Annotated in this window: 25 protein-coding genes; 8 read left to right on the top strand and 17 right to left on the bottom strand. The window is 58.9% G+C overall.

The window, feature by feature from the left end:
• Positions 1–87: 87 nt before the first annotated feature.
• On the top strand, positions 88–1,317 hold the full coding sequence (gene serA, locus AOC04_RS21055) for a phosphoglycerate dehydrogenase (protein WP_060696484.1): 1,230 nt from the start codon (positions 88–90) through the stop codon (positions 1,315–1,317).
• A gap of 60 nt (positions 1,318–1,377) precedes the next feature.
• Here the strand turns inward: serA and AOC04_RS21060 are convergent, their stop codons facing one another.
• The gene (locus AOC04_RS21060) at positions 1,378–1,815 is read right to left on the bottom strand and encodes a DUF4399 domain-containing protein (protein ID WP_003437624.1); all 438 of its coding nucleotides are present in this window, start codon (positions 1,813–1,815) and stop codon (positions 1,378–1,380) included.
• Between the two features lie 140 nt (positions 1,816–1,955).
• On the opposite strand from AOC04_RS21060, the gene AOC04_RS21065 reads away from it, so the two are divergent.
• Positions 1,956–2,720 carry a transporter substrate-binding domain-containing protein gene (locus tag AOC04_RS21065; RefSeq protein ID WP_060696485.1) on the top strand — a complete coding sequence of 255 codons (765 nt, stop codon included), beginning with the start codon at positions 1,956–1,958 and terminating at the stop codon, positions 2,718–2,720.
• A gap of 93 nt (positions 2,721–2,813) precedes the next feature.
• Here AOC04_RS21065 and AOC04_RS21070 read toward each other — a convergent pair whose 3' ends face one another.
• From AOC04_RS21070 to AOC04_RS21080, 3 genes are read right to left on the bottom strand one after another with little or no spacing between them, the layout of a single operon-like run.
• Positions 2,814–4,067 (bottom strand): c-type cytochrome, encoded by a 1,254-nt coding sequence (locus AOC04_RS21070; RefSeq protein WP_060696486.1) that lies wholly within the window; start codon positions 4,065–4,067, stop codon positions 2,814–2,816.
• Positions 4,068–4,079: 12 nt separating this feature from the next.
• Positions 4,080–5,864, bottom strand: coding sequence for a GMC family oxidoreductase (locus AOC04_RS21075; RefSeq protein WP_060696487.1), 1,785 nt, complete (start codon positions 5,862–5,864; stop codon positions 4,080–4,082).
• A gap of 2 nt (positions 5,865–5,866) precedes the next feature.
• Positions 5,867–6,604 carry a gluconate 2-dehydrogenase subunit 3 family protein gene (locus AOC04_RS21080; RefSeq protein ID WP_060696488.1) on the bottom strand — a complete coding sequence of 246 codons (738 nt, stop codon included), beginning with the start codon at positions 6,602–6,604 and terminating at the stop codon, positions 5,867–5,869.
• 299 nt (positions 6,605–6,903) lie between these two features.
• On the opposite strand from AOC04_RS21080, the gene AOC04_RS21085 reads away from it, so the two are divergent.
• Positions 6,904–7,533, top strand: a complete 630-nt coding sequence (locus AOC04_RS21085) for a phosphatase domain-containing protein (protein ID WP_073510686.1) — start codon at positions 6,904–6,906, stop codon at positions 7,531–7,533.
• Here the strand turns inward: AOC04_RS21085 and AOC04_RS21090 are convergent.
• Positions 7,422–8,579, bottom strand: a complete 1,158-nt coding sequence (locus AOC04_RS21090; RefSeq protein WP_237178885.1) for an aminopeptidase — start codon at positions 8,577–8,579, stop codon at positions 7,422–7,424. The two genes, AOC04_RS21085 and AOC04_RS21090, sit on opposite strands and share 112 nt — an antisense overlap.
• A 142-nt stretch (positions 8,580–8,721) precedes the next feature.
• Between AOC04_RS21090 and AOC04_RS21095 the strand changes: the two genes are divergently transcribed.
• Positions 8,722–9,138 (top strand): PA0061/PA0062 family lipoprotein, encoded by a 417-nt coding sequence (locus tag AOC04_RS21095; RefSeq protein ID WP_060696490.1) that lies wholly within the window; start codon positions 8,722–8,724, stop codon positions 9,136–9,138.
• 2 nt (positions 9,139–9,140) lie between these two features.
• On the opposite strand, the gene AOC04_RS21100 is transcribed toward AOC04_RS21095, so the two are convergent.
• Positions 9,141–9,374, bottom strand: a complete 234-nt coding sequence (locus AOC04_RS21100; protein WP_060696491.1) for a DUF1161 domain-containing protein — start codon at positions 9,372–9,374, stop codon at positions 9,141–9,143.
• A 173-nt stretch (positions 9,375–9,547) separates the two neighbouring features.
• The gene (locus AOC04_RS21105; protein ID WP_060696492.1) at positions 9,548–9,979 is read right to left on the bottom strand and encodes an OsmC family protein; all 432 of its coding nucleotides are present in this window, start codon (positions 9,977–9,979) and stop codon (positions 9,548–9,550) included.
• A 218-nt stretch (positions 9,980–10,197) separates the two neighbouring features.
• On the opposite strand from AOC04_RS21105, the gene AOC04_RS21110 reads away from it, so the two are divergent.
• Positions 10,198–11,202, top strand: coding sequence for an LLM class flavin-dependent oxidoreductase (locus tag AOC04_RS21110; RefSeq protein ID WP_060696493.1), 1,005 nt, complete (start codon positions 10,198–10,200; stop codon positions 11,200–11,202).
• 206 nt (positions 11,203–11,408) lie between these two features.
• Here the strand turns inward: AOC04_RS21110 and AOC04_RS21115 are convergent, their stop codons facing one another.
• Both AOC04_RS21115 and AOC04_RS21120 read right to left on the bottom strand, forming a co-directional pair.
• Positions 11,409–11,633: a DUF1161 domain-containing protein gene (locus AOC04_RS21115; RefSeq protein ID WP_060696494.1), complete on the bottom strand. Its 225-nt coding sequence runs from the start codon at positions 11,631–11,633 to the stop codon at positions 11,409–11,411.
• Between the two features lie 118 nt (positions 11,634–11,751).
• A complete protein-coding gene (locus AOC04_RS21120) occupies positions 11,752–11,967 on the bottom strand; it encodes a dodecin (RefSeq protein ID WP_060696495.1) in 216 nt (71 codons plus the stop codon).
• A gap of 154 nt (positions 11,968–12,121) precedes the next feature.
• Between AOC04_RS21120 and AOC04_RS21125 the strand changes: the two genes are divergently transcribed.
• A complete protein-coding gene (locus AOC04_RS21125) occupies positions 12,122–12,448 on the top strand; it encodes an ElaB/YgaM/YqjD family protein (RefSeq protein ID WP_003437585.1) in 327 nt (108 codons plus the stop codon).
• Here AOC04_RS21125 and AOC04_RS21130 read toward each other — a convergent pair.
• Positions 12,445–13,344 carry a LysR family transcriptional regulator gene (locus AOC04_RS21130; RefSeq protein WP_060696496.1) on the bottom strand — a complete coding sequence of 300 codons (900 nt, stop codon included), beginning with the start codon at positions 13,342–13,344 and terminating at the stop codon, positions 12,445–12,447. The two genes, AOC04_RS21125 and AOC04_RS21130, sit on opposite strands and share 4 nt — an antisense overlap.
• 113 nt (positions 13,345–13,457) lie before the next feature.
• Here AOC04_RS21130 and trpB point away from each other — a divergent pair, with 113 nt between their 5' ends.
• Both trpB and trpA read left to right on the top strand, forming a co-directional pair.
• Positions 13,458–14,678: a tryptophan synthase subunit beta gene (trpB, locus tag AOC04_RS21135; protein ID WP_060696497.1), complete on the top strand. Its 1,221-nt coding sequence runs from the start codon at positions 13,458–13,460 to the stop codon at positions 14,676–14,678.
• Entirely contained in the window at positions 14,678–15,487 is an 810-nt protein-coding gene (gene trpA, locus AOC04_RS21140; RefSeq protein WP_060696498.1) for a tryptophan synthase subunit alpha, read from the top strand. Before trpB ends, trpA begins: the two co-directional genes overlap by 1 nt.
• Before the next feature lie 157 nt (positions 15,488–15,644).
• Here the strand turns inward: trpA and epsC are convergent, their stop codons facing one another.
• From epsC to phoB, 7 genes are all read right to left on the bottom strand, one after another.
• Entirely contained in the window at positions 15,645–16,571 is a 927-nt protein-coding gene (epsC, locus tag AOC04_RS21145; protein WP_060696499.1) for a serine O-acetyltransferase EpsC, read from the bottom strand.
• A 95-nt stretch (positions 16,572–16,666) separates the two neighbouring features.
• Entirely contained in the window at positions 16,667–18,049 is a 1,383-nt protein-coding gene (locus tag AOC04_RS21150; protein WP_060696500.1) for a M16 family metallopeptidase, read from the bottom strand.
• Between the two features lie 90 nt (positions 18,050–18,139).
• Positions 18,140–19,798, bottom strand: coding sequence for a Na/Pi cotransporter family protein (locus AOC04_RS21155; RefSeq protein ID WP_060696501.1), 1,659 nt, complete (start codon positions 19,796–19,798; stop codon positions 18,140–18,142).
• A 248-nt stretch (positions 19,799–20,046) separates the two neighbouring features.
• Complete coding sequence (locus AOC04_RS21160) at positions 20,047–21,354, bottom strand: CitMHS family transporter (protein ID WP_060696502.1); 1,308 nt, start codon at positions 21,352–21,354, stop codon at positions 20,047–20,049.
• Between the two features lie 208 nt (positions 21,355–21,562).
• The gene (locus tag AOC04_RS21165) at positions 21,563–22,903 is read right to left on the bottom strand and encodes a hemolysin family protein (protein ID WP_060696503.1); all 1,341 of its coding nucleotides are present in this window, start codon (positions 22,901–22,903) and stop codon (positions 21,563–21,565) included.
• A gap of 123 nt (positions 22,904–23,026) precedes the next feature.
• Positions 23,027–24,355, bottom strand: a complete 1,329-nt coding sequence (gene phoR / locus AOC04_RS21170; protein ID WP_171970629.1) for a phosphate regulon sensor histidine kinase PhoR — start codon at positions 24,353–24,355, stop codon at positions 23,027–23,029.
• Between the two features lie 99 nt (positions 24,356–24,454).
• Positions 24,455–25,147: a phosphate regulon transcriptional regulator PhoB gene (gene phoB / locus AOC04_RS21175; RefSeq protein WP_060696505.1), complete on the bottom strand. Its 693-nt coding sequence runs from the start codon at positions 25,145–25,147 to the stop codon at positions 24,455–24,457.
• Between the last annotated feature and the right edge of the window lie 66 nt (positions 25,148–25,213).

The raw sequence follows: 25,213 nt of genomic DNA on the forward strand, positions 1-25,213 counted from the left end.
ATTCTCGGTGCCGGTCTACACGCCGGCCAGGTCAGCTCTCGCTGTCCATTCCCTGCCATTTTTTCTCTGGGACACAGGTTTACGCAGATGAGCAAGACTTCTCTCGATAAGAGCAAGATCAAGTTCCTTCTTTTGGAAGGCGTCCACCAATCCGCTGTTGAAGTACTCAAGTCTGCCGGTTACACCAGCATCGAGTACATCACCAGTTCCTTGCCTGAAGCCCAGCTGAAGGAAAAGATCGCTGATGCCCACTTTATCGGCATCCGTTCTCGTACCCAGCTGACCGAAGAAGTGTTCGACTGCGCCAAGAAACTGGTCGCTGTTGGTTGTTTCTGCATCGGCACCAACCAGGTCGATCTCAACGCTGCTCGCGAACGCGGTATCGCTGTTTTCAACGCGCCGTACTCCAACACCCGTTCGGTGGCCGAGTTGGTGCTGGCTGAAGCGATCCTGTTGCTGCGTGGCATCCCTGAGAAGAACGCATCCTGCCACCGTGGTGGCTGGATCAAAAGTGCGGCCAACTCCTTCGAAATCCGGGGCAAGAAACTGGGTATCGTGGGTTATGGTTCGATCGGTACTCAGCTGTCGGTACTGGCTGAAGGCTTGGGCATGCAGGTGTTCTTCTATGACACCGTGACCAAACTGCCGTTGGGCAATGCGACTCAGGTCGGCAACCTGCACGACTTGTTGGGCATGTCCGACATCGTGACGCTGCATGTCCCTGAAACCGCCGCTACCCAGTGGATGATCGGTGAGAAAGAAATCCGCGCGATCAAAAAGGGCGGGATTCTGATCAACGCCGCACGTGGCACCGTGGTTGAGCTGGATGCACTGGCTGACGCGATCAAGGACAAGCACCTGATCGGCGCCGCTATCGACGTGTTCCCGGTTGAGCCGCGCTCCAACGACGACGTGTTCGAAAGCCCGCTGCGTGGCCTGGACAACGTGATCCTGACCCCGCACATCGGCGGTTCCACCGCTGAAGCGCAAGCCAACATCGGTCTGGAAGTGGCAGAGAAGCTGGTCAAGTACAGCGATAACGGTACTTCGGTATCGTCCGTGAACTTCCCGGAAGTTGCCCTGCCGGCTCATCCTGGCAAGCACCGTTTGCTGCACATCCACCAGAACATCCCGGGTGTGATGAGCGAGATCAACAAGGTCTTCGCCGAAAACGGTATCAACATCTCCGGCCAGTTCCTGCAAACCAACGAGAAAGTTGGCTATGTAGTGATCGACGTCGACGCCGAGTCTTCGGACCTGGCGCAAGAGAAGCTGCAAACCATCAACGGCACCATCCGTTGCCGCGTACTGTTCTAAGACGCGGGTCAATAAAAAGGGAGACCCTCGGGTCTCCCTTTTTTATGCGCGGTAAAAAACTTACTTCACATTGACGGTGATTTTTTTCGAAACGACGGCAGGCTCAAACGGCACGTGGTTCTTGTCACCCAGCTCCAGCTGCAAAGTGTGCTTGCCAGGGGTCAGCGTCACTTCGGTTTCAACCTGACCCTTGCCGAAATGCACGTGGTTGGCGTCTGCCGGGATTGGCATGGCGGCGGCAGGCAGTTTGTCGACATCGATCAGCAGATGGTGGTGGCCAGTGTTTGCAGTCTGGTCGCCAGCGGGTGCAATGGCGACGTTTTTGGCGCCGAACTTCACGGTAAAGGTTTTATCCACAGTGGCGCCGTCAGCGGGAGACACGATGAATACTTCGGCGTCTTTAGGCGCCGGGGTCGTCGGCATGCCGGCAGCCGTGGCCATAACCGAAGCGCCCATCAATACAGAAGCCAACGCAACACGAGACAGTAGAGCTTTCATTTATTTTCTCCGGTTTTTTACAAAATGCTCAGGCTAAGGACAACTTTGAGCGGATCTGTTGTCCAACGCCGCAATTAACCAACATAAAGCAAAGCGGACGCCAATTGCGAATCGCTTGCATCAAATTCAAAGGAGTGACCATGCGTTTTCTGCCGGGCCTGATGCTGTTACTGCCATTGGCGAGTCCTTTTGCCCAAGCTGAACTGATTGATGATGTGAATGATCGCGGCGAACTGCGCATCGCCCTCGAAGCCGACCTGCCACCTTTCAGCTTCAAGCAGGACGGCCGTTTGACCGGTTTCGACGTGGAGCTGGGCGAGTTACTGGCCCAGGAGCTGGACGTTCACCCCTCGATTCTGATCACCGACAGCAATGACCTGCTGCCTGGTGTTGAAAGCGGAAAATACGATGTAGCAATCAATCACATCGCTTTGACCCCGCAACTGCAGGATCGGTTCGATTTCAGCGAGCCTTACAGCTATACCGGCGCTCAGCTGATCGTCCGCCAGGAAGAGCAGCGCCCGCTCAACACCCTGGACACACTCAAGGGCCAGCTCTTAGGCGTAGCTCAGGGTAGCCAGTTTGTCGAGCAGGTGCGAACCGGTCAGGCAGGCGAAGTGCACAGCTACCCCGATGCCCATCAGTCATTGGTGGCGTTGGCGGATAAACAGCTGGATGCGGCGGTCAGCGACCGTTTACTGACCCCGTTTGCGATTCGCGACAGCCAGTTAGCGGTCAAGGAAGGTGCAACCCTGGGGCCCGTGGTTGCGTTGGCGATTCCCTTTCAGAAGGGCAACCCTGCGTTCCAGACCAGCCTGGACAAGGCGTTGCAGCGAATCAAGGCGGATGGCCGCCTGGCGGCCTTGTCGCAGAAGTGGTTTGGCCTGGATGCCACCAAGCCATAAGGCCACAAACTTGTAGGAACCGGCTTGCAGCGATGCAGGCGACTCGGTGTCGATCCGGTCGCCAGCAAGCTGGCTCATACAGTGCCATGGGAACTACTCGCGCAGTCCCTTCACATCTGTCGCCTTCACATCCCCGCCTTTATTGCCCCAGCTGGTGCGGATGAAATTGACCACGTCGGCTACTTCCTGATCCGACAACCGCCAGTCAAAAGCCGGCATGGTGAAGGTCGATGGCGCAGTGTGGGTTGCCGGAAGCGTCCCGCCCTTGAGCACGATATGAATCAGTGAAGTCGGGTCGTCCGACAGCAGCACCGGGTTGCCCGCCAATGCCGGGAATACCCGGGTGTAACCGTGCCCGTCAGTGCGATGGCAGGCCGCGCAGTTGTCGATGTATACCGCCGCGCCGCGTTTGCTGTCGTCACCGTTCCACAACGCATCGGCAACGGCCGGATCGTATTGATGCGGCGTGTCCGTCGCGTCGACTGCCGGCAGCGATTTGAGGTAGCGGGCAATGGCTGTCAGGTCGGCTTCGGACATGTACTGCATGCTGTGCACAATCACATCGCTCATGCCGCCAAATACCGCGCTGCGGTCACTGCGGCCGGTCTTCAGGAACTGCACCAGCTGCTCTTCGTTCCAGCTGCCCAGGCCATCCTTGTGATCACCGCGCAGGTTCTTCGCAATCCAGCCTTCCAGCGGTGCGCTGCCCGATAGAAATGCGCTGCTGTCGCCCGCGCCCAGGGCTTTTTCCTGCATGGTCAGTGCCCGTGGTGTATGGCAGGCGCCGCAATGTCCAAGGCCTTCCACCAGATAAGCGCCGCGGCTCACTACGGGGTCTTGCCCGGTAACGGGGGTGAAGTCTGCAACGGCAGGTGCGAACGTCCAGCGCCACATCGCCAGCGGCCAGCGCATGCTCAGTGGCCAGGGAATATCGACCGCCTTGTTTTCTTGTGCGACAGGTTTTACCCCCTTCATGAAGTAGGCATACAGCGCCTGCATGTCGGTTTCGGTCACGCGGGCGTAGGACGGATAAGGCATTGCCGGGTAGAGCGTGTCGCCATTTTTGGCGATGCCATGGCGTACGGCCTTGTCGAAATCGTCAAAGCTGTAGGCGCCGATTCCGCTTTTGTCCGGCGTGATATTGGTCGAGTAAATCAGGCCAATCGGGGTTTCCATTGGCAGGCCACCGGCAAACGGCTTGCCATCCTTGGCCGTGTGGCACGCCACGCAGTCACCGGCACGGGCCAGGTATTCACCCTGATTGATCAGCGCCTGCTGATCTTCCTGCGCGGCCACTGCCGAGAAGCTGCCCAGCAGGGCCAGGGTCGCGATAACAATTGCTTTCATGCTCATCGCTCCTTATGCCTGAACCAGCGGGCCGGGGTTTTTCAGGTACTGCTCGCGAATCGCCCGGGCCGACCAGTAGGTCAACGCAGCCACCAGCCCTGTCGGGTTGTAGCCCAGACCCTGAGGGAAAGCAGAGGCGCCGGGAACAAATACGTTGTGCACGTCCCAGCTCTGCAAGTAGCGGTTCAGGGCACTGGTTTTCGGATCGGTGCCCATGATCGCGCCACCGTTCAGGTGAGTGGTCTGATAGGACGCGGTATTGAAGTGATCGCCGACTTTTTTGCCGATGGCGGCGATGGCTTTGGGGTTCATCGCTTCGGCGATCTTGCCCATTTTCTCCATCATGAAACGGTTCATCTTGATGTCGTTTTCCTGCCAGTCGAAGGTCATCCGCAGCAACGGCTGGCCGTAGGCATCGCGATACACCGGGTCGAGATCGAGGTAGTTGCAACGGTAAGACTGATGCGCGCCGTGTGAGTCCATCGATACCTGGTGGGTGTAGTAATCCGCCGTGGCGCGCTTCCAGGCGCTGCCCCATGCCGGTGTGCCGGGCGGGTTGGAGGTGCCGGCAATCGGCCGGCTGCCCGCCTGGTTGACCCACATCGGCGAACCGCCGACGAAGCCATGGGGCCCGTGGTCGAAGTTGTCCGCGTTGAAGTCGTCTATCGCCACGCCGTTGCCGCCCGCGCCGATGAAATTGTTGGTGTGCACGTCTTTATCGAAGTAGGCCTTGATGGTGCCCATGTTCTGGTAGGCGAAGTTACGGCCGACCACGCCTTCGTTGGTGATCGGGTCGTAAGGCTTGCCAATCCCCGAGAGCAGCATCAACCGCACGTTGTGGAACTGGAAGGCCCCGAGAATCACCAGATCCGCCGGTTGCTCGATTTCCCGGCCCAGCGCATCGATGTACGTCACGCCTGTGGCTTTGCTTTTGCTGCTGTCCAGATTGACCCGGATCACGTGCGCGTTGGGGCGCAGTTCAAAGTTGGGCAGCGGTTTGAGCGCCGGCAGAATGTTCACGTTGGGCGAGGCTTTGGAGTACATGTAGCACACGTAACCGCTGCAAAACCCGCAGAAGTTGCAGGGTCCCATCTGTGCGCCATAAGGGTTGGTGTAAGGCCCGGAGGTGTTGGCTGACGGCAGGTTGTAGGGTTTATAACCCACCTCATTGGCCGCTTTCTGAAACAGCTGTGCGGATACGGTGTTCTTTTGCGAGACCAACGGGAAATGGTCTGAGCGATCGGGCGCATAAGGGTTGCCGCCGTTGCCTTTACCGACCAACTGACCTTTGACGGTCCAGGCCTGGCCAGAGGTGCCGAACACTTTTTCCGCGTAGTCGAAGAACGGTTCCAGCTCTTCGTAGCTGACGCCAAAGTCCTGGATGGTCATGTCTTTGGGGATGAAGTTTTTGCCGTAGCGCTCTTCATAGTGGCTGCGCATCCGCAGCTCGATAGGGTCTACCCGGAAGTGAACACCCGACCAGTGCAAGCCTGCGCCGCCCACGCCATTGCCGGGCAGGAACGCGCCCAGCTGGCGGTTGGGCAGGGCTACGTCATTCACGCTGTGGCGGATGGTGACGGTTTCTTTCGATACATCCTGAAAGAGCTTCTTGCGCACGCTGTAGGTGAGTTCGTCTATCACCTGTGGATAGTTGCCGTCCGGATAGGTGTCCTGCATTGGGCCGCGTTCAAGGGCCACAACATTCAGTCCAGCTTCTGTCAGCTCTTTGGCCATGATCGCGCCGGTCCAGCCGAAACCGACGATAACTGCATCAACTTTTTTCATAACGGTCGACATGCTCAAGCCCTCTCGCCGCGGATGGATACTGCCGGGAAGGGGTAAGGCTCGTTGCGTTCCACCCAGTCCATGAAATCAGCGCGGGCGCCGGGGAAGCCGATCATGGTCCAGCCGACCATGCCTTTGTTGCCACCGTGGATCGGGTCGCAGAAGAAGCCTTCCTTGGTGTTTTGCAGCAAGAAGCTGAAAAACATCTTGGCCGGGACGCTCTCGAATTCCGGTGTTCCGGCTTCCAGCTGCATGAGCACATTGTCTCGGGTAGCGCTGTCTAGCCCAGCAAATGTTGAGTTATAGGCCTTTTTGCAGAGCTCCTCCGTTGCAGCAATACCCAGGCGATAAATCTGTTTGGGTACCAGCTTGCTCTGCCAGCCCATTTCCGGGGCTGCGTCTGCATTGAACGGACCTTGCATGAACCACAGTGCGCCGCTGGCATACGGGGTATTCATCTGGCGATCGATATATTCCGGTACGCCAGCTTCCAGGGCGCCAGGGCCTTGTTCGTCAGCCGGGATCAGGCGCGACACAGCGGCGTTCACAAACGCCCACTCTTCAGCGGTGAAGTAAGTCGGCTCATAGGCGCTGGCAGCAGTTGCAGGGTGCGCCGCTGGTTCAGGCGCGGCGGCGGCAGGCGTGGCCATCAGCACAGAACCACCAAGGCCGGTGCTGGCGACGGTCACCACTGGAATCAGGGTCAGGGTTTTGCGTAAAAACTCACGCCGCGGGTTGTCTTGATCAGACATGGGGGAGCACCTCATCGGGCAATCACGGGTTTCAGCTACTCGATGGCAGCTTGTCGTTTTGGCGGCGGTTTGGACTGGAATCGATCCGTAAACAGAACACGCAGGCAACTATTAGTTACAAATTCTAACAGGCTGGGAGGCAGGGTGAATCGTTTCATGCGTAATTTTGCCGCACCCGCAGTGGCAAAGCGCTGTGGTGTCTTAACGAAATTTTGACAACAGGCTCACGGAGTTTTGATCGGGCTTGACCCAATCTAACGCTACATCCTCTTAATTCCTGTTGAAGTGGTCGAACTGACATGCCCAAAGCCCGGTTTCTCCCTGCTCTGTGTCTGACGTTAATGGCGGCATTTGCGCTGCCTCAAGCGCAGGCTGACGAAGCGGCCCGTCCGGCTCAGTGGGCACAGCCCATCGCGGCGCAGTACAACCTGTATCAAATGTCTGCGACGCTCTATCGCAGTGCATTGCCCGATAGCGAAGCTCAGGCTTTGCTGGACAAGCTGAAGATCGGTACCGTGATCAATTTTTTGAATGAGCCCGATGACACCTGGCTCAAGACCCCCGGCGTCGTGCAAGTGCAGTTGCCTTATCGCACTAATCATGTGGATGACGCCGATGTGCTGACGGCCTTGCGCGCCATTCAGTCGGCACAAGCCCGAGGTCCGGTGTTGATGCACTGCAAACACGGCTCGGATCGCACGGGCTTGATGTCTGCGATGTACCGGGTTGTGGTTGAGGGCTGGAGCAAAGAAGACGCCCTGAAGGAAATGACCCAGGGCGGCTTTGGTGAAAGCTCACACCACAGGGATGGCGCGGCCTACTTGATGAAGGCTGACATCCCGAAACTGCGTGCCGCCTTGAGCAGTGGCGCCTGCAGCACCAGCCCGTTCGCCTCATGCGTGGTGATGGGCTGGTTGAAATCCGCCTGAGCCCTGGTCGCCCACTGCTGCAAGGCCGCCCGGCGCTGTGGCAGTGGCAATTTCCCCAGTTTTTCTACCTCGGCATAAAACACCTGCCAATCACCTCCCGACTGTTTGAACAGGGCGGTAAAGGCGGGCACCCATTGGTCGTACAGACCAAATGGCAGCAGCTTGGCGTTATTCATCGGCGAATTTACCCACGGGTCATAACGGTTATTGCCGGCCCATTGCCGGTCGCGTAACTGACGGTACTCCCTGCGCAGTCGTTCAAACTCGGCTGTTTTACGCTGGCGCATTTCAGGCGCAGGCAAAGGCTGGGCATACAGCTGTTGCAGACGTTGTCGGGTGTCGAGCACCAGCGCTATGAATTGATCGCGTTGCTCCAGCTCCGCGCTGCTGGAGGGCGGCAAAACCTGGTGCATGCGCCATTGGCGAGTACCTTGCTGTTCGACAAAGCTGGCGAAAGACTCATTGAACTCGGTGTCGTCCTGTACGTAAAACCGCTGATGGGCCAGCTCATGAAAAATCAGGGTGGCCAGTCGCTCATCCCCCCAATTAAGCATGCTGTTGAGGATCGGATCATCAAACCAGCCAAGGGTTGAATAGGCTTCGACGCCACTGATAAACACGTCTTTGCCTTGCTGGCGCTGCAGGGCCGCCTCGCCGCGTGCGGCCCCTTTCGAGTAGTAACCCCTGTAGGCCACGCACCCGGCAATCGGGAAGCAATGGGTGACGGGGCTCAGGGAAAATTCTGCAGTGGCAAACACATTCCACACCACGTAGGGCCGTTTCAGATCGACGTAGAGGCGATAGCTTTGGTTGTCCGGCAGGTGCAGGTGCTGGCTGGCGAAGGTTCTCGCGGCCTGGGCTTTTGCCAGGTGTTCACGCAATGCCGGCGGTTGTTGCGGGTCGGCAATCACCGTGGCTACCGGTGTGCGGGCTTTTAATATTTGCCACTGGCCGTCAGCCAGTTGCGAGTAATAAGCGGCACTGGAGCAGCCATTGAGCAGGGGCACCAGGACAATGGCGAAGAGGCAGCGAGTGAGCGGCGACATGGGACGGTCCAGTGGGGGAATGGCGCAAGACTAATCGCTAGCCCCTGCAGGAGCGAGCAATCGAGCGTCGACCAGCTGCTCCTTCATGGGGGTAGCCTGTCTTCAGGCTATGCTCATACTTTGATCCCAGGTGGAAATCGCCATGCGCACGTATTTGTTATTGCCCATCGCCTGTCTGCTGTGTGCCTGTGCCAGCACGCCATTGCCAGCCGCAGACCCCACCAAGGCGTGGGTCGACCTGGAAACACAAACCGGCAAGCTGGTGATGGCCGAGCGTCTGGATAATCAGCGCCTGAACGACGGCCGCTACTTTCAAGTAACGCCAGGCAGTCATGAACTGATGGTGAGGTTTGATTTCGAGGTATTTGTCGGCGGCATGGGCATGTTCAGCGACCCGCAGGAGCGCTTGTGCTACATCACCCTCAATTACGACAATTTCCAGCCCGGCCAGCGTTACCGGCTGCAAGCGCGCTCCTTGGGTTTCAACGCTTACGCCCGGCTATACAACGCCGAGGGCAAGGTGCTGACAGAGGAGAGGCTGGTTAACTGCCTGCCTTGAGGTCAGGCATCGTTCTTTTGATAGATGATCTTTTTGCTGCCGTTTTCGCACGTCCCCACCACCATGTTCTGGTCGTGAACTTCTTCGTTGGTCACGATTTCAAGCGTGTAGGACGACACATTGTTGGCCTGAATCTTGGCTTCGATTTCGGCTTTCAGTTCTTCGCACGGTTTTGGCGCGGCCAGTGCCGAAGTGGCCATGGCGCAGCAGATAACAGCTAGAGCAAAACGTTTCATGATGAGACTCCCTTGGGACAGAACGCAAAGTCATGGTCTGACGCGACGAACGATCATACGATCACATTTCACGCCTTGCCTGACTGATCTGTGGCAGCCATCTTCCTACTGTTCAGGTCTACGCAGCCCCGGTCATGGCGACCGGGGCGTATGAGTGTCATTACCCCGTCGGTTTAGCTCACCAGGGTGGCATCGAGGGTGATTTTGGCATTCAGCACTTTGGACACCGGGCAACCTTCTTTGGCCTTTTTGGTCGCTTCTTCAAATTGTGCCTGGCTCGCCCCCGGCACCTTGGCCTTGAGTGTCAGATGCACGGCGGTGATCCCGTAGCCGCCCTCGACCTTGTCGAGTGAGACTTCGGCCTGGGTGTCGATGCTGTCCGGCTTTAGTCCCGCCTCGCCAAGAATCATGGACAAGGCCATGGAGAAGCAACCGGCATGGGCCGCGCCAATCAGTTCTTCAGGGTTGGTACCCTTGCCGCCTTCGAAACGGGCCTTGAAGCCATAGGGGGCTTTGTTCAGCACCCCGGTTTCAGTGGAGATGGAGCCGATGCCGGTTTTGACATCGCCTTCCCAATGCGCCGATGCCGTTTTTTTAATAGTCATGCGTGCCTCCTGAAGAACGGCGTGAAAAATTTCACGCCTTGACTGGAGGTGTGAGGGCGGCGGGGTTCACAAAGTTCATCCTGACTGACCAATCGTCTTTTTTAGTCGCTCAATTCATGGCTTGCCATTGAAACTCGGGTATATGCCCATATTGCTAAGAACACTGGCAGGTTTTTGGCGAGCGTCATGGCCTGCGTCCATTTAGGAGAAGCCGGCTCATGACACGATTGTCCGATGTTAAATTCTCGACCCTCGACCTGGTGCCTGTGCGTGAAAATGGCAGCGCGGCCCAGTCGTTGCACAACTCACTGGATCTGGCACGGCACGTAGAAAAGTTTGGCTACAACCGTTTCTGGGTGGCCGAGCACCACAATATGGACGGTATCGCCAGCTCGGCGACCTCTGTGTTGATTGGCTACCTGGCCGGTGGCACCTCGACCATTCGCGTGGGTTCTGGCGGTGTGATGTTGCCCAACCATGCGCCCCTGGTCATCGCTGAACAGTTCGGCACCCTTGAAAGCCTGTATCCGGGCCGGATCGATCTGGGCCTGGGCCGTGCGCCGGGCTCCGACCAGATGACCGCCCGCGCATTGCGTCGCGAACGCTCCGGCAGCGCGGATGATTTCCCTGAAGATGTGGCCGAGCTGATGCGCTATCTGGGCCCGCGCACGCCGGATCAGCGGGTGATCGCCATGCCGGGCACTGGGACTAATGTCCCGGTGTGGCTGCTCGGTTCCAGCCTGTTCAGCGCGCAATTGGCGGGTGAGCGCGGCTTGCCTTACGCCTTCGCTTCACATTTCGCACCGCGGATGATGCACGAAGCGATTCGTGTCTACCGCAATCACTTCAAGCCGTCAGCGACCCTCGATAAACCCTATGTGATGCTGGGCGTGCCACTGGTGGCGGCCGATACCGACGAGCAGGCGGAGTACCTGTCCACTTCAGTGCTGCAGCGGATTCTGGCGTTGATGCGCGGGCAAAGTCTGGTGCAGCGTGCACCGGTGGACTCGATGGATGGCCTGTGGCTGCCCCACGAAAAAGAAGCGGTGATGAGCTTCCTGGGCCTGGCAATGGTTGGCAGCCCGCAGAAAATTCGCGCCAAGCTTGAAGTGCTGGTGGAGCAAACCGGGGCGGATGAACTGATCTTCACCTGTGATCTGTATGAGCATGCGGACCGCATTCGCTCCTATGAACTGCTGGCGCAGGTGATGAAACAAGACTGACCCGCAGGAGCAAGCTTGCTCGCAAGCTTTTAGCCCCACAAAAAAGCCGACCTGAGGGTCCAGGCTGTTCACTTGAACGACTGCTTTTCAACTGTAGGAGCGAGCGTGTCTCGCGATGGTCGCGAGGCAAGCTCGCTCCTACAAAGGCAGTGTTTACTTATGTGAACAGCATTGGGCCCAGGGTCGGCTTTTTTGTACGCGCAGGGTTAACCGCGCTTGTAGACGATATCTTTGGTGCCCGCTTCGCAGGAACCCACTACTTTTCCGTCCGCCGACGCGCCTTTTTCCACTACTTTGAGCGAGTAATGCTGAGCGCCATTGGCCTCAATCTTCGCGGCGATTTCGCTTTTCAGCTCTTCACAAGGTTTGCCAGCTGCGAACGCTGTTCCTGCAATGCTCAGCAAACCTATAGCCAATAAAATCTTTTTCATCGGTCACATTCCCCGGTCGAAACTAAAAGGGTGCAGCGCATCTACTGCGTTGCACCCAGACGGTGTAGCGGACTTTATGGCAAACGGCCAGTCAGCTGACTCTAAAGGCTGATGCAACTCAGCTGCTGGCAATCCGGAAGCCGACCTTGAGGGTGACCTGATAGTGCCCCACCTTGCCGTCCTTGACGTGCCCGCGGGTCTCGATCACCTCGAACCATTCTATGTGCTTGATGCTTTTGTTGGCCTCTGCCAGTGCATTACTGATGGCGTCTTCTATGCTGCTCGGGGACGAGCCCACCAGTTCAATTTTCTTGTAGGTGTGATGGTCAGACATAACGTTCTCCTTTGTCGTAGATCAAAGCCTAGCAGCGATTGTGCTGAATACTTTGTAGGCCACTGGAAAGGAAAAGTTCAGACCGACTGCACTTTTGGTGCACCCCGGAGTCGGAGTTAACACGTACCTCACTCATCAATGCAGGAGAGCCCTAATGGCTAGCAATTCCCTACGTAAAGCCTCATTGCAAAGCATGGAAGCTGAGATCGAGAGCCTGCTCAAGTCTCTGGAAAGCCTCAAGCACGACGCCTCTGACGAATCCAAAAAAACCTTGAGTGCCCTCAAAGGCAACGCCGAGAACGCGCTGAAACACTCGCGTCATCTGATCAGCGATGCTTACGAAGAAGTTAAAGACAAAACCCGCGAAACCGCAGTGGCCACCCGCGAATATGCACAAGAGCATCCTTATGCCACCGCAGGCGTTGCTATCGGCGCCCTGGGCCTGTTGGCCGCCTTCCTGATGTGCAAGCGCGGTAACTAATTATCCGCGCTGCGCGCAAGCTCAGCCTTGAGCCATTGCGCCAGTTGCCGGGCGCGTCCGTCTGCGGCGCGCTTGGGCAACCACAACGCCAGCTGCGCCGGGGTTTGTTTGAAACCCCAAGGTGCAGCCAGGCGTCCGGCCCGCAAGTCTTCTGCCACTAACGGCTCGGGGGCAATCGCCACCCCAAGGCCTGCTACGGCGGCTTCGAGCAAATAGTACAAGTGCTCAAACCCTTGCCCGTATTTCAAATCGTTTGCCTGGATTGCGTTTTGCTGCGCCCAGCTCGGCCATGCCTGTGGTCTTGAAGTGGTGTGCAACAACGCTTCGTCCAGCAGGGCGCTGACGGGTGCCTGACGCAGTTGCTCATAACGGGCGTAACGCGGGCTGATCACCGGTCCGATCCGCTCGCTGGCCAGTTCATACACCTGCATGTCGGCGGGCCAGGGTGGCTCGGCAAACAGCAGCAGGGCATCCAGCCCCGGGCGGCGCGGGTCAAGATCGCCTTCGCCGGCCGACAAGTGCAGGCGCAGATCCGGCAGGTCGGCATTGAGGCGGCCCAGCCGAGGGATGAACCAGCGCGCCAGCAAACTGCCTGAGCAGCCAAGTACAAACGGCGCGTCGATATGGCTTTGCGTGAGTTCAGTGCACACATTACGCAGTCGGTCGAAGGCTTCGCTGCTGGCTTCACGCAGGCGCATCCCGGCATCCGTGAGCTTCAAACCACGGCCTTCCTTGACGAACAGGCTGATGCCCAGGTGTTCTTCGAGCACTTTCAATTGCCGACTGACGGCACCGTGGGTGACGTTCAGTTGTTCGGCGGCCAGGCTAACGCTGCTCAGCCGGGCTGTGGCTTCGAATGCGCGCAAGGCGTTCAGGGGCGGGAGGTCTCGGCTCATGGTATCTGTGAGTTTTCCTGACAGGTTGTGGCGATCTTATCGGTTTTCATCCTGGGCTGTCGCGGTTAAAGTCAGGTCCATCGACCTTCGTACCTTTTTATCTGGAGCGTCCCATGACCCAATCCACTTTGCGTACCGGCCCTGATGCCAATGGCCTTTTCGGCTCATTCGGCGGCCGCTACGTAGCCGAAACCCTGATGCCGCTGATCCTTGATCTGGACCGCGAGTATGAGCTGGCCAAGACCGATCCTGAATTCATTAAAGAGCTGGCCTATTTCCAGCGCGATTACGTCGGTCGTCCAAGCCCGCTGTACTACGCCGAGCGTCTGACCGAGTTCTGTGGCGGCGCCAAAATCTACCTCAAGCGCGAAGAGCTGAACCACACCGGTGCGCACAAGATCAACAACTGCATTGGCCAGATCCTGCTGGCGCGGCGCATGGGCAAAAAACGCATCATCGCCGAGACCGGCGCCGGCATGCACGGGGTGGCCACTGCCACCGTGGCAGCCCGCTTTGGCCTGCAGTGCGTTATCTACATGGGCACCACTGACATCGAGCGCCAGCAGGCCAACGTGTTCCGCATGAAGTTGCTGGGTGCTGAAGTGATCCCGGTCGTGGCAGGCACCGGCACCCTCAAGGACGCGATGAACGAAGCGTTGCGCGACTGGGTGACGAACGTCGATGACACCTTCTATCTGATCGGTACCGTGGCGGGGCCGCATCCGTATCCGGCCATGGTGCGCGACTTCCAGGCCGTGATCGGCAAGGAAACCCGTGACCAGATGCTGGATCAGGAAGGTCGTCTGCCCGACAGCCTGGTGGCGTGCATTGGCGGTGGTTCCAACGCGATGGGCCTGTTCCATCCGTTTCTGGATGACACCAGCGTCGAAATCATCGGCGTTGAAGCGGCGGGTTACGGCATCGAAACCGGCAAGCACGCAGCCAGCCTCAACGGCGGCGAGCCGGGCGTATTGCACGGCAACCGTACCTTCCTGCTGCAGGATGACGATGGCCAGATCATCGACGCACACTCGATTTCCGCCGGCCTGGACTACCCGGGTATCGGCCCTGAGCACGCGTGGTTGCATGATATCGGCCGCGTCGAATACACCTCGGTGACTGACGAAGAAGCCCTCGATGCGTTCCACAAGTGCTGCCGTCTTGAAGGCATTATTCCGGCACTGGAAAGCGCCCACGCGCTGGCCGAAGTGTTCAAGCGTGCGCCAACCCTGCCCGCCGATCACCTAATGGTGGTCAACCTGTCCGGCCGGGGCGACAAAGATATGCAAACCGTGATGCACCACATGGAACAGTCCCAGCAGGAGAAACACTGATGAGCCGCCTGCAAACGCGTTTTGCTGAACTCAAGGAACAAAACCGCGCTGCCCTGGTGACCTTCGTCACTGCCGGCGATCCGGATTACGACACCTCGCTGGCGATCCTCAAAGGCTTGCCTGCTGCGGGCGCTGATGTGATCGAGCTGGGTATGCCGTTCACTGACCCGATGGCGGATGGTCCGGCGATTCAACTGGCCAATATCCGTGCGCTGGCGGCCAGGCAAAATCTGGCGAATACCCTGCAAATGGTTCGCGAATTCCGTGAAGGCAACAGCGACACCCCGCTGGTGCTGATGGGTTACTTCAACCCGATTCACCACTATGGCGTACCGCGGTTTATCGCCGAAGCCAAAGCGGCGGGCGTCGACGGCCTGATCGTGGTCGACATGCCACCCGAGCACAACTCTGAACTGTGCGACCCGGCACAGGCTGCAGGCCTGGACTTTATCCGTCTGACCACCCCGACCACCGACGATGTGCGCCTGCCTAAAGTGCTGACCGGCAGCTCGGGCTTTGTGTACTACGTGTCCGTGGCGGGCGTGACCGGTGCCGGTTCGGCAACCACCGAACAGGTGCGCGAGGCGATTGAGCGTCTGCGTCGGCATACCGATTTGCCGATCAGCGTGGGCTTCGGTATCCGCACCCCGGAGCAAGCGGCAGCGATTGCCCGCCTGGCCGATGGCGTGGTGGTGGGCTCGGCCCTGATCGACAAAATCGAAAACGCCGCAACCCCGGAACAAGCGGTCGATGGCGTGTTGAGTCTGTGCGCGGCACTGGCCGAAGGTGTGCGCAAGGCACGTCATTAACCCGCCCTTGCAGGAGCAGCCGGTCAACGCTCGATTGCTCGCGAGCAAGCTCGCTCCTACAGAGTGCGCGGTGTTGCTTGCAGACCCTGTGGGAGCTGGCTTGCCAGCGATGCAGAGTGCTCGGTGTTGGTGATGTCCGAGGTGGGGCCCTCAGGTTTTACTTCTGTGTGCCGTCATCGTGCAGCAGGTTGGCCTGGGTCAGGTTGCTGCCTGCCGGTACGCTGCGGGTCAGCCACACATTGCCGCCAATGGTTGAGCCCTGGCCAATGGTGATACGCCCCAAAATCGTCGCGCCCGCATAGATCACTACGTCATCTTCAACGATTGGATGACGTGGATGGCCTTTTTGCAGCTGGCCTGATTCGTCTGCCGGGAAACGCTTGGCACCCAGGGTCACCGCCTGATAAATCCTCACACGTTCGCCGATGATCGCGGTTTCTCCGATCACAACGCCTGTTCCGTGATCGATAAAGAAGCTGCGGCCAATCTGCGCGCCCGGGTGAATGTCGATGCCGGTGGAAGAGTGGGCAATTTCTGCGCTGATCCGTGCCAGCAAGGGCAAGCCTGCGCGGTACAGGTGATGGGCCAGCCGGTGATGAATCACCGCCAGAATCCCCGGGTAGCACAGCAGCACTTCATCCACACTGCGCGCTGCCGGATCGCCGTGGTAAGCGGCCAGAACGTCAGTGTCCAGAATGCTGCGCAGCCCGGGCAGGGCCAGGGCAAAGTCCTGAATCAGCAGTGTTGCGCTTGCATCCACACGCTCATCGGGCAGGCCGCCCTGGCGCGCTGCGTAACGCAGTTCCAGCCGGGCCTGAGTCAACAACGCGTTGAGTGCCACATCCAGCGTGTGGCCGACGTAGAAGTCTTCACTTTCTTCGCGCAGGTCCACCGGTCCCAGACGCATCGGAAACAAAGCACCGCACAGGGCTTCAAGAATATCGGCCATCGCGGCACGCGACGGTAGCTCGCGGCCTCCCTGTTCACCACTGACGCGCCCGTTTTGTGTGCGCCACTGGTTTCGTGCCGTTCGTAGCTGGCAGACGATGGTTTGCAATTGCCAAGGATTGGAACGATCACTCACGATGAATACTCCGCACGCTGGCGGCTGAATTGAGCAGCCGCGAATGGGCAATGATTTTACGGTATCAAAGCGTTTCGGATACGGACAATTGCGGCTTAACGCCGACGATGACGCCAGGCGCGCCAGCCCACCCCGATGATGATCAGCAATGCCAGTGCGCCAAGGATCACTAGGCTCAAGCTGTTGTAGCTGAACAGTGCTTTTTCGATACGCACATACCCCGGTTCGGCAAACAGCTCACGCATGGCTGCATTGGCCTGTTTGAGGCTGATGGCCTGGAGCCGTTTGGCCGGGTCGGCAAAGTGACCGTTGTCGTAGTCACCCAGCGAAGCCCAGTAATAATCGGCCAGTGCACTGTTGCCCTGGACGGCCCATGCCTGACGGGCAATTGCTGCATTCTTGAGTCGAGCGAAGACCTGCGGGTCCAGTCCTTCTTTGAGCAGCCGGGCCTTCAGTTGCTCTACAACCTGGCGTGCTTGCGGCACATCGTTGCGTTCCAGATCGGCGTTGAGACTTAAAAAGCCTACGCCGCCGAACACTTCGCGCTCTGCCCACGGCCCGTAAGACCAGCCGTGCTTGAGCCGCAGCTCGCTGTACAGCGCCCACTCCAGATAGTCCCTGAGCAAATCCCAGGTCTCATCGCTTTGGTCTTCAATGACCGGCTCCGGCAACAGCCAGTGCAGTTGCACCGTGTCGCCGACCACGCCGCGTAGCAGTTCGCGTTCGGGCTCTGCCCTGGCCTCAATCGCTGCCAGAGGCTTGTGTTCACTAGGCTCTACCGGTTTCAGTGAACCGTAGGTGCGCTCCAGATAGGCCGGGAGCAGGCGGTCAAGATCGCCGACGATGATCAGGGTCATGTTGTTGGGGGCGTACCAGTTCTGGCGCACGGTTTCGAGTTGCTGGCGCGTCAGGTTCTCTACTTGCGCACGTTCGGTGCATTTGAGGCCCAGCTCAACCGCCAGTTGATTGCTGGCGCTGTGCCCCAGGTCCTGACGGTCCAGCCAGCGCTGCAAGTGCGAGTAGTGGCCGCCGTCTTCGCGCTCGACCACTTGTTTGGCCACATTGATACGCTGCTCGGTGAGTTGCGTCTGGGTCAGCAGGCTCAACAGCAGATCGAGAACCTTGCGCTGGTTTTTGGCCGGGGCTTCGATCACGAATGTGGTGTCGGCATGGCTGGTGAAGGCGTTCCATTCGCCCCCCAGCGCTTGCATGCGCTGCTCCAGGCCGCCTTCACCGGTGTCGTCGACGCCGCTGAACAACAAGTGCTCCAGCAGGTGCGGCAGTTGTTGATCGGCGCAACTGAAGTCGTCCAGGCCCACGCCCACCACTAGCCTGATGGCCACATGTCCGCGTTCGCTACCGGGTTTGAGGATCAGTTGCAGGCCGTTGGGCAGCTGGTAGCCCTCCACGCTGTAACGATCGAGGGCAAAGCTTGGGGCAGTGCCCAGCAGCAGAAAGATGAGCAGCAGGCAACGCATAAAAAATCCCTGAATCCTTGTTGGGGTGGTGAAGCAGTCGATGCAGGTTAGTCGCTGCTTAAAGACTGACAACATCCCTGCGCGCAACGTTCAAGGCGAATGGTTGGTGTCGTCCGCGTCATTCAGTTGCAGCGCACCGATATCGGCTGTTTCCAGCACCGCATAGGCGCTGCCGCAAAACAGTGAGTTGAGGCGTTTCATATCTGCGATCAGCTCCAGATGCACTGAACTGGTTTCGATGCTTTGAGTGATTTTGCGTTGCAGACGGTTGACGTGGGCGTGGGCCAGGCGCCGTTCCTGGGCGCGGAAGCGACGTTTTTCGCGAAGCAGTTGCCGTGCACTTTGCGGGTCGCCATTGAGGAACACGGTCAGCCCCAGACGCAGATTTTCGATCAGCTGGGTTTGCAGGCCCACCAGTTCTTCCAGGCCCATCTCTGAAAACGAGCGGCGCTGGGAGGTTTTCTGCAGCTGGACTTTACGCAGCATGCGTTCGATCAGGTCGCTGGCGAGTTTGAGGTTGATGGCCAGCTCGATAATTTCTGCCCAGCGGCGACTGTCCTGCTCGCTCAAGTCTTCGCGTGGCATTTGTGCCAGGTAGAGTTTGACCGCGCTGTACAGCACTTCGACCTCATCACTCAGGGTGCGCATCTGCTGGGTGACGGCCGTTTGCTTGCCGCGCAGAACGTCGAGCATGTTGACCAGCATGGTGTCGATCAGGTCGCCAATACGCAGGGTTTCGCGCACGGCGTTGGTCAGTGCCAGGCTCGGTGTGTCGAGCGCAGCGGGATCGAGATGGCGCGGCTTGATCACGCCGCTGGCTTGCTCGCGTTCAGGCAGTAGCCAGGCGCAAAGCCGCGCCATCAGGCCTACGGTCGGCAACATCAAGAAGCAGCGCACGGTGTTGTAGAGCAAGTGAAAACCGATGACCAGTTCCTGTGCGCTGTAGTTGAGGCTGTCCATCCAGGCCACGAGCGGATCGAGCACGGGCATGATCAGCAGCAGTCCGATCAACTTGTACAGCAGGCTGCCCAGCGCCACCTGACGCCCGGAGGTGTTCTGCATGTTGGTACTGATGAGCGCCAGCACGCCGCTGCCGATATTGGCGCCGATCACCAGGCCAATGGCGACGTGCAGACTGATAACCCCGGCACCGGCCAGGGTTGCGGTCAGCAGCACGGCGGCCAGGCTGGAGTAGGACACCATCGCGAACAGCGCACCCACCAGGGCATCGAGCAGCAGGTCGCCGGTCAGCGAGGCAAAAATTACCTTTACGCCCTGGGCATGGGTGATGGGGCCGGCGGCTTCGACGATCAGTTGCAGGGCCAGAATAATCAGGCCCAGGCCAATCCCGACGCGGCCCAGTTGTCCGGCACGGGTTTGCTTGCGCGAAAGAAAGAAGATCACACCCAGAAAAATCAGCAGCGGCGAGAGCCATGACAGGTCGAAGGTCAGCACCCGCGCCATCAAGGCCGTACCGACATCGGCGCCGAGCATGGTTGCCAGTGCAGGCGTGAGCGTCATCAACCCCTGGCCGACAAATGAAGTGACCAGCATTGCGGTGGCGTTACTGCTCTGCACCATGGCCGTGACCACAATACCGGCGACAAAGGCCAGCATGCGCTTGGACACGTTTTGCCCGATGACATGACGCAGGTTTGTGCCGTAGACCCGCAAGATGCCGGTTCGCACGATATGCGTGCCCCAAATCAACAAGGTCACGGCGGAAAGCAGATTAAGCAGGGTCAGCATGCTGGCTCCCTGTAAAGGATGTACCGAAGGATCAAATAGCTGCGGACCATTCCTACAGACGTTTCTTAAGCTGTAGTCGGCAATTGAGCTGAGCGCCAGCATCGCATAGCTCGCGAGGTCTTGAAACATTTCTGCAACATTTGCACAGTCCAGGCACCTGTAGGAGCTGGTTGGCCAGCGATGGCATCACTTCGGTCTTGTGGATAAACCGGGATGAATCTATCGCTGGCTAGCCAGTTCGCCCACGGTCAGAGGCTGCTGTACAGCGGGAATGTGCCCAGCAGCAGTGCCGCCAGCATGATGCACAGGCATACCAGCACCGCCCATTTGAGGGTGAAGCGCTGGTGGTCACCGAATTCGATACCGGCCAGTGCTACCAGCAGGTAGGTGGAGGGCACCAGCGGGCTGAGCAAGTGAACCGGCTGGCCAACGATCGAGGCGCGGGCCATTTCGGCGGCCGTAATCCCGTAGTGGCTGGCGGCTTCGGCCAGCACCGGCAAGACGCCGTAGTAGAACGCATCGTTGGACATGAAGAAGGTGAACGGCATGCTCACCAGTGCAGTAATCACTGCCAGATAAGGCCCGAGTGCCGGCGGGATCACGGCCAGCAGGCTTTTGGACATGGCATCGACCATGCCGGTGCCCGACAGGATGCCGGTGAAAATACCCGCGGCAAAAATCAGCCCGACCACCGCCAGTACGCTGCCGGCATGGGCCGCGACGCGATCCTTTTGCTGTTGCAGGCATGGGTAGTTGACGATCATCGCGATGCTGAACGCGACCATGAACAGTACTGGCAAAGGCAGCAATCCGCCGATCAGGGCGACCATCAACAGCAGGGTCAATGCCCCGTTGAACCAGATCAGTTTTGGCCGGCGGGCGTCCGGGAACTGCGAAACGCTGATTTCGCTGTGATCAATTTCGTCGCCTTGCAGGTGCAACTCGCCCAGGCGTGCCCGCTCACGCAGGCCATAGAACCAGGCAATCGCCAGGATGGCTGCGCAGCCTGCCAGCATCGCCGGGATCATGGGTACGAAGATGTCCGAAGGGTCGACATGCAAGGCGCTGGCGGCACGGGCAGTGGGGCCGCCCCAGGGGGTCATGTTCATCACGCCACCGGCCAGAATGATCAGGCCGGCCATGATCCGCGGGCTCATGCCAATACGCTTGTAGAGCGGCAGCATGGCGGCAACGCAAATCATGTAGGTGGTTGCGCCGTCGCCATCCAGTGAGACCACCAGGGCCAGCACCGCGGTGCCTACAGAGATCTTCAGCGGGTCGCCTTTGACCAGCTTGAGGATCTTGCGTACGGCCGGGTCAAACAGCCCGGAGTCGATCATCAGGGCAAAGTAGAGGATGGCAAACATCAGCATCACCCCGGTGGGGGCGAGTTTGGTGATGCCTTCGAGCATCATTGGGCCGATCTTCGGTGCAAAGCCGCCAAATACAGCGAACAGGATGGGTACCAGGATCAGGGCAATCAGCGCAGACAGGCGCTTGGTCATGATCAGGTACATGAATGTAATGACCATGGCAAAGCCAAGGAAGGTCAGCATAAAAGTCACCGTTGTTATTGTTGTTTAGTGGGCGCTGACAGCCATTGGGGGGCTGGTCAGGCCGGCCGGTCTATTGCCGGGGGTGACGGGATGCTAGAGGGGAATTCTTTCAGCCAGCTGTCGCCGGGGGAATATTCTGTGGCGGGGACCTGATCCTGTAGGAGCGAGCTCTCAAAGCTCGCTCCTACAGGGAGAGGTGTTGCAGGTATCAATCCAGCTTGAGGACTTTGGCCAGGACGATTTTTGGGCCTTTCATCTTTTTGATGATGATGCGCAGGCCTTCAACTTCCAGCTTCTCTTCTTCTTCCGGCACCCGCTTGAGGGTGTCGTAGATCAGGCCGGCGATGGTCTCGGCTTCGATGTGGTCAAGGTCAACACCCAGCAGGCGCTCGATCTTGAACAGTGGCGTGTCGCCGCGCACCAGCAGTTTGCCGGGCTGGTACGACAGAATGCCGCGCTCGGCCTTGCGGTGTTCGTCCTGGATATCGCCAACCAGCACTTCCAGCACGTCTTCCATGGTCAGGTAGCCCACCACCTTGCCGTCCGCTTCTTCCACCAGGGCAAAGTGCGCGCCGCCCTTGCGGAACCGCTCCAGCAGCTGCGACAGCGGCATGTGGCGCGATACACGCTCCAACGGCCGGGTCAGTTCTTCCAGGTTGAAGGTTTCGGGCAAGTGCTCAAGGTCGGCCAGCTCCAGCAGCAGGTCCTTGATATGCAGCAGCCCCAGGAACGTATTGCTCTCGGCGTCGTAGACCGGGTAGCGGCTGAATTTGTGGCGACGGAACAGCGCCAGGATCTCCTTCAGCGGGGCCTTGGAGTCCAGCGTCACCAGGTCTTCGCGCGAGTTGGCCCAGTCGACCACCTCCAGCTCGCCCATCTCGACAGCCGAAGCCAGTACACGCATGCCCTGGTCGCTCGGGTCCTGACCGCGGCTGGAGTGCAGGATCAGTTTGAGTTCTTCACGGCTGTAGGCGTGATCGTGATGAGCGCCGGGTTCACCTTGGCCGGCAATCCGCAAAATGGCATTGGCGCTGGCGTTGAGCAGGTAGATCGCCGGGTACATGGCCCAGTAAAACAGGTACAGCGGCACGGCCGTCCACAGCGACAGCGCTTCGGGTTTTCGTATGGCCCACGATTTTGGAGCCAGTTCGCCGACCACAATGTGCAGGTAGGAAATGATGAAGAAGGCGGCAAAGAACGACACGCCCTTGATCACTTCGGGCGACTCGACGCCCATGGCGCCCAGTACCGGCTCCAGGATGTGGGCGAACGCCGGTTCGCCGACCCAGCCCAGCCCCAGCGACGCCAGGGTGATACCCAGCTGGCAGGCCGAAAGGTAAGCGTCGAGCTGGTTGTGGACGGTGCGCAGGATTTGTCCGCGCCAGCCGTTCACGTCTGCGATGGCCTCGACCCGGGTCGAGCGCAGTTTGACCATGGCAAATTCCGCCGCAACGAAGAAGCCGTTGAGCAAAACCAGGATCAGTGCAAAAAGAATCATGCCGAAGTCGGCGAAGAGTGTGGCGAGGGTCAAGCCAGGGGAAGGGTCCATGATGGAGTTTTAATGGTTCCGTTGTTTCAAAAAATGGGAGAAGTTCGCGCCTGACAGGCAGGCTGACGCCGAGCAATGTAGCGGCTGAGAAGGCCCTTGCCTAGTGGGTAAAGGCCATGGCGGCTAGTCGGTCGTTGTAGACAGGCCGGGTTTTGACACCTGTGCCGGGGCGAAATGGCAGGTGAAAGTACTGCCATGGCCCAGCACGCTGCTGATTTCCAGGCGTGCGCGATGGCGTAGCAGTACATGCTTGACGATGGCCAGCCCCAGACCGGTGCCGCCGGTGCTGGCGTTGCGGCTGGAGTCCACGCGGTAGAAGCGTTCGGTCAGGCGCGGCAGGTGTTTGTTGTCGATGCCCACGCCCGAGTCCTGCACGCTAAGGTGCGCGCCCGCAGCGTCGGCCCACCAGCGGATCCGCACACTGCCGCCATCGGGGGTGTATTTGACGGCGTTGAATATCAGATTGGAAAACGCGCTGCGCAGCTCGGCTTCGCTGCCCTTGAGCGCCGCATCGGCCTCGATTTCCAGGCTGATGGTCTGGTTGCGTTGCCCGGACAACGCCTGGGCATCGCCCTTGATCGAGCGCAGCAGGGTATCGATGGCCACCGGCTGGTTGTCCGAGGGGTAATCCGTGGCTTCCAGCTTGGCCAGCAACAGCAGGTCATTGAGCAAGGTCTGCATGCGCTCGCCCTGTTGCTGCATTTGCGAAAGCGGCCGCTTCCAGCGCGGGTTCACCTCATCGACATTATCGAGCAAGGTTTCCAGGTAGCCGCAGATCACCGTTAACGGGGTGCGCAGTTCATGGGAGACGTTGGCAATAAAGTCTTTGCGCATTTGTTCGAGCTGGTGCAGCCGGGTGACATCGCGCACCAGCATCAGATGTTCATTGTTGCCATAGCGGGTGATGTAGAGCTGGATGCGCAGGTGATCGTTGATCGGCGAGGGGATATCCAGCGGCTCGGCGTAGTTGCCCTGCTCGAAATATTCCTTGAAGCGCGGGTGGCGCACCAGGTTGCTGACCGGCTGGCCGCCGTCCTGAGGCGTTTTAAGGCCCAGCAAGGTCTCTGCGGCGCGGTTCCACCACTCCAGGTTGCCTTCGCTGTCGAGCATGATCACAGCGTCCTTGAGGGCCGCCGTAGACTCTTGCACGCGATCGATAACTGCCTGCAGACGCCCGCGTGCCCGCTGGTCGCGACGTTGCAGGTGGTAAATGCTGTCAAACACATCGCCCCATAAGCCATAGCCGTCGGGTGGTGCCTCTTCGGGTTTGTGCTGGCGCAACCATTCGTGCAGACGCAGCAACTGCTTGAGGGTCCAGCCCAGATAGAACGCCAGGCCGATTGCCATGCTCCAGCCGTAATAACCACTGATCAGCCCGACCAGCAGGCAGCCGGTGACCAGAAGCAGCAAATGACGAATCAGAGTGCCATGCCAATTTTGATTCAAGATCACAAGTCCAGTTGTGAGCTGCAAGCCTCAAGTTACAAGCGTCAAGCCAGGAGCCAGACAGCTCCGGACCTTCAGGTTGCAGGTGAGAACGTGCTGCTGCTTTTAAGCTTTGGTCGAAAACCGGTAGCCGGTGCCGCGCACGGTTTGTACCAGATTTTCGTAAGCCTCGCCGAGGGCTTTGCGCAGCCGGCGAATGTGAACGTCCACGGTGCGCTCTTCCACATACACGTTGCCGCCCCACACCTGATCGAGCAATTGGCCGCGGGTGTAGGCACGTTCCTGATGGGTCATGAAGAACTGCAACAGGCGGTATTCGGTAGGGCCCATTTCTGCCGGGGTGCCGTCGATGGTTACGCGGTGGCTGATGGGGTCGAGCAGCAAGCCGCCAATTTCAATCGGTGACTCACTGTCGGCAGGTCCGGCACGGCGCAGTACGGCTTTGAGGCGGGCCACCAGTTCACGGGGTGAAAATGGCTTGGTGATGTAATCGTCAGCGCCGACTTCCAGGCCCTGGATTTTGTTGTCCTCTTCGCCTTTGGCCGTAAGCATGATGATCGGGATGTCACCGGTCAGCTCTTCGCGCTTGAGACGGCGGGCCAGTTCAATGCCGGAAGTACCGCCGGGCAGCATCCAGTCGAGCAGGATCAGGTCCGGTTTGCGGTCAACGATGATGGCATGAGCGTCCTGGGCATTATCGGCTTCAAGGCAGTCGTAGCCTGCCATTTCCAAGGCTACCGCGATCATTTCGCGGATCGGTGCCTCGTCATCAACGATCAAAATGCTCCTGCCAACCATGCCGTGCTCCTCATGTCATTTAACTGTCTTGTGGCGCATTAGATAACGGAATTATTGCAGTCGTGT

It is taken from the genome of Pseudomonas versuta (assembly GCF_001294575.1).
GTDB classification, from domain to species: domain Bacteria; phylum Pseudomonadota; class Gammaproteobacteria; order Pseudomonadales; family Pseudomonadaceae; genus Aquipseudomonas; species Aquipseudomonas versuta.

Coding starts and splice junctions, on each gene's coding strand:
- serA (WP_060696484.1), top strand. CDS start 88: ATGAGCAAGACTTCTCTCGATAAGAGCAAGATCAAGTTCCTTCTTTTG.
- AOC04_RS21060 (WP_003437624.1), bottom strand. CDS start 1,815: ATGAAAGCTCTACTGTCTCGTGTTGCGTTGGCTTCTGTATTGATGGGC.
- AOC04_RS21065 (WP_060696485.1), top strand. CDS start 1,956: ATGCGTTTTCTGCCGGGCCTGATGCTGTTACTGCCATTGGCGAGTCCT.
- AOC04_RS21070 (WP_060696486.1), bottom strand. CDS start 4,067: ATGAAAGCAATTGTTATCGCGACCCTGGCCCTGCTGGGCAGCTTCTCG.
- AOC04_RS21075 (WP_060696487.1), bottom strand. CDS start 5,864: ATGTCGACCGTTATGAAAAAAGTTGATGCAGTTATCGTCGGTTTCGGC.
- AOC04_RS21080 (WP_060696488.1), bottom strand. CDS start 6,604: ATGTCTGATCAAGACAACCCGCGGCGTGAGTTTTTACGCAAAACCCTG.
- AOC04_RS21085 (WP_073510686.1), top strand. CDS start 6,904: ATGCCCAAAGCCCGGTTTCTCCCTGCTCTGTGTCTGACGTTAATGGCG.
- AOC04_RS21090 (WP_237178885.1), bottom strand. CDS start 8,579: ATGTCGCCGCTCACTCGCTGCCTCTTCGCCATTGTCCTGGTGCCCCTG.
- AOC04_RS21095 (WP_060696490.1), top strand. CDS start 8,722: ATGCGCACGTATTTGTTATTGCCCATCGCCTGTCTGCTGTGTGCCTGT.
- AOC04_RS21100 (WP_060696491.1), bottom strand. CDS start 9,374: ATGAAACGTTTTGCTCTAGCTGTTATCTGCTGCGCCATGGCCACTTCG.
- AOC04_RS21105 (WP_060696492.1), bottom strand. CDS start 9,979: ATGACTATTAAAAAAACGGCATCGGCGCATTGGGAAGGCGATGTCAAA.
- AOC04_RS21110 (WP_060696493.1), top strand. CDS start 10,198: ATGACACGATTGTCCGATGTTAAATTCTCGACCCTCGACCTGGTGCCT.
- AOC04_RS21115 (WP_060696494.1), bottom strand. CDS start 11,633: ATGAAAAAGATTTTATTGGCTATAGGTTTGCTGAGCATTGCAGGAACA.
- AOC04_RS21120 (WP_060696495.1), bottom strand. CDS start 11,967: ATGTCTGACCATCACACCTACAAGAAAATTGAACTGGTGGGCTCGTCC.
- AOC04_RS21125 (WP_003437585.1), top strand. CDS start 12,122: ATGGCTAGCAATTCCCTACGTAAAGCCTCATTGCAAAGCATGGAAGCT.
- AOC04_RS21130 (WP_060696496.1), bottom strand. CDS start 13,344: ATGAGCCGAGACCTCCCGCCCCTGAACGCCTTGCGCGCATTCGAAGCC.
- trpB (WP_060696497.1), top strand. CDS start 13,458: ATGACCCAATCCACTTTGCGTACCGGCCCTGATGCCAATGGCCTTTTC.
- trpA (WP_060696498.1), top strand. CDS start 14,678: ATGAGCCGCCTGCAAACGCGTTTTGCTGAACTCAAGGAACAAAACCGC.
- AOC04_RS21150 (WP_060696500.1), bottom strand. CDS start 18,049: ATGCGTTGCCTGCTGCTCATCTTTCTGCTGCTGGGCACTGCCCCAAGC.
- AOC04_RS21155 (WP_060696501.1), bottom strand. CDS start 19,798: ATGCTGACCCTGCTTAATCTGCTTTCCGCCGTGACCTTGTTGATTTGG.
- AOC04_RS21160 (WP_060696502.1), bottom strand. CDS start 21,354: ATGCTGACCTTCCTTGGCTTTGCCATGGTCATTACATTCATGTACCTG.
- AOC04_RS21165 (WP_060696503.1), bottom strand. CDS start 22,903: ATGGACCCTTCCCCTGGCTTGACCCTCGCCACACTCTTCGCCGACTTC.
- phoB (WP_060696505.1), bottom strand. CDS start 25,147: ATGGTTGGCAGGAGCATTTTGATCGTTGATGACGAGGCACCGATCCGC.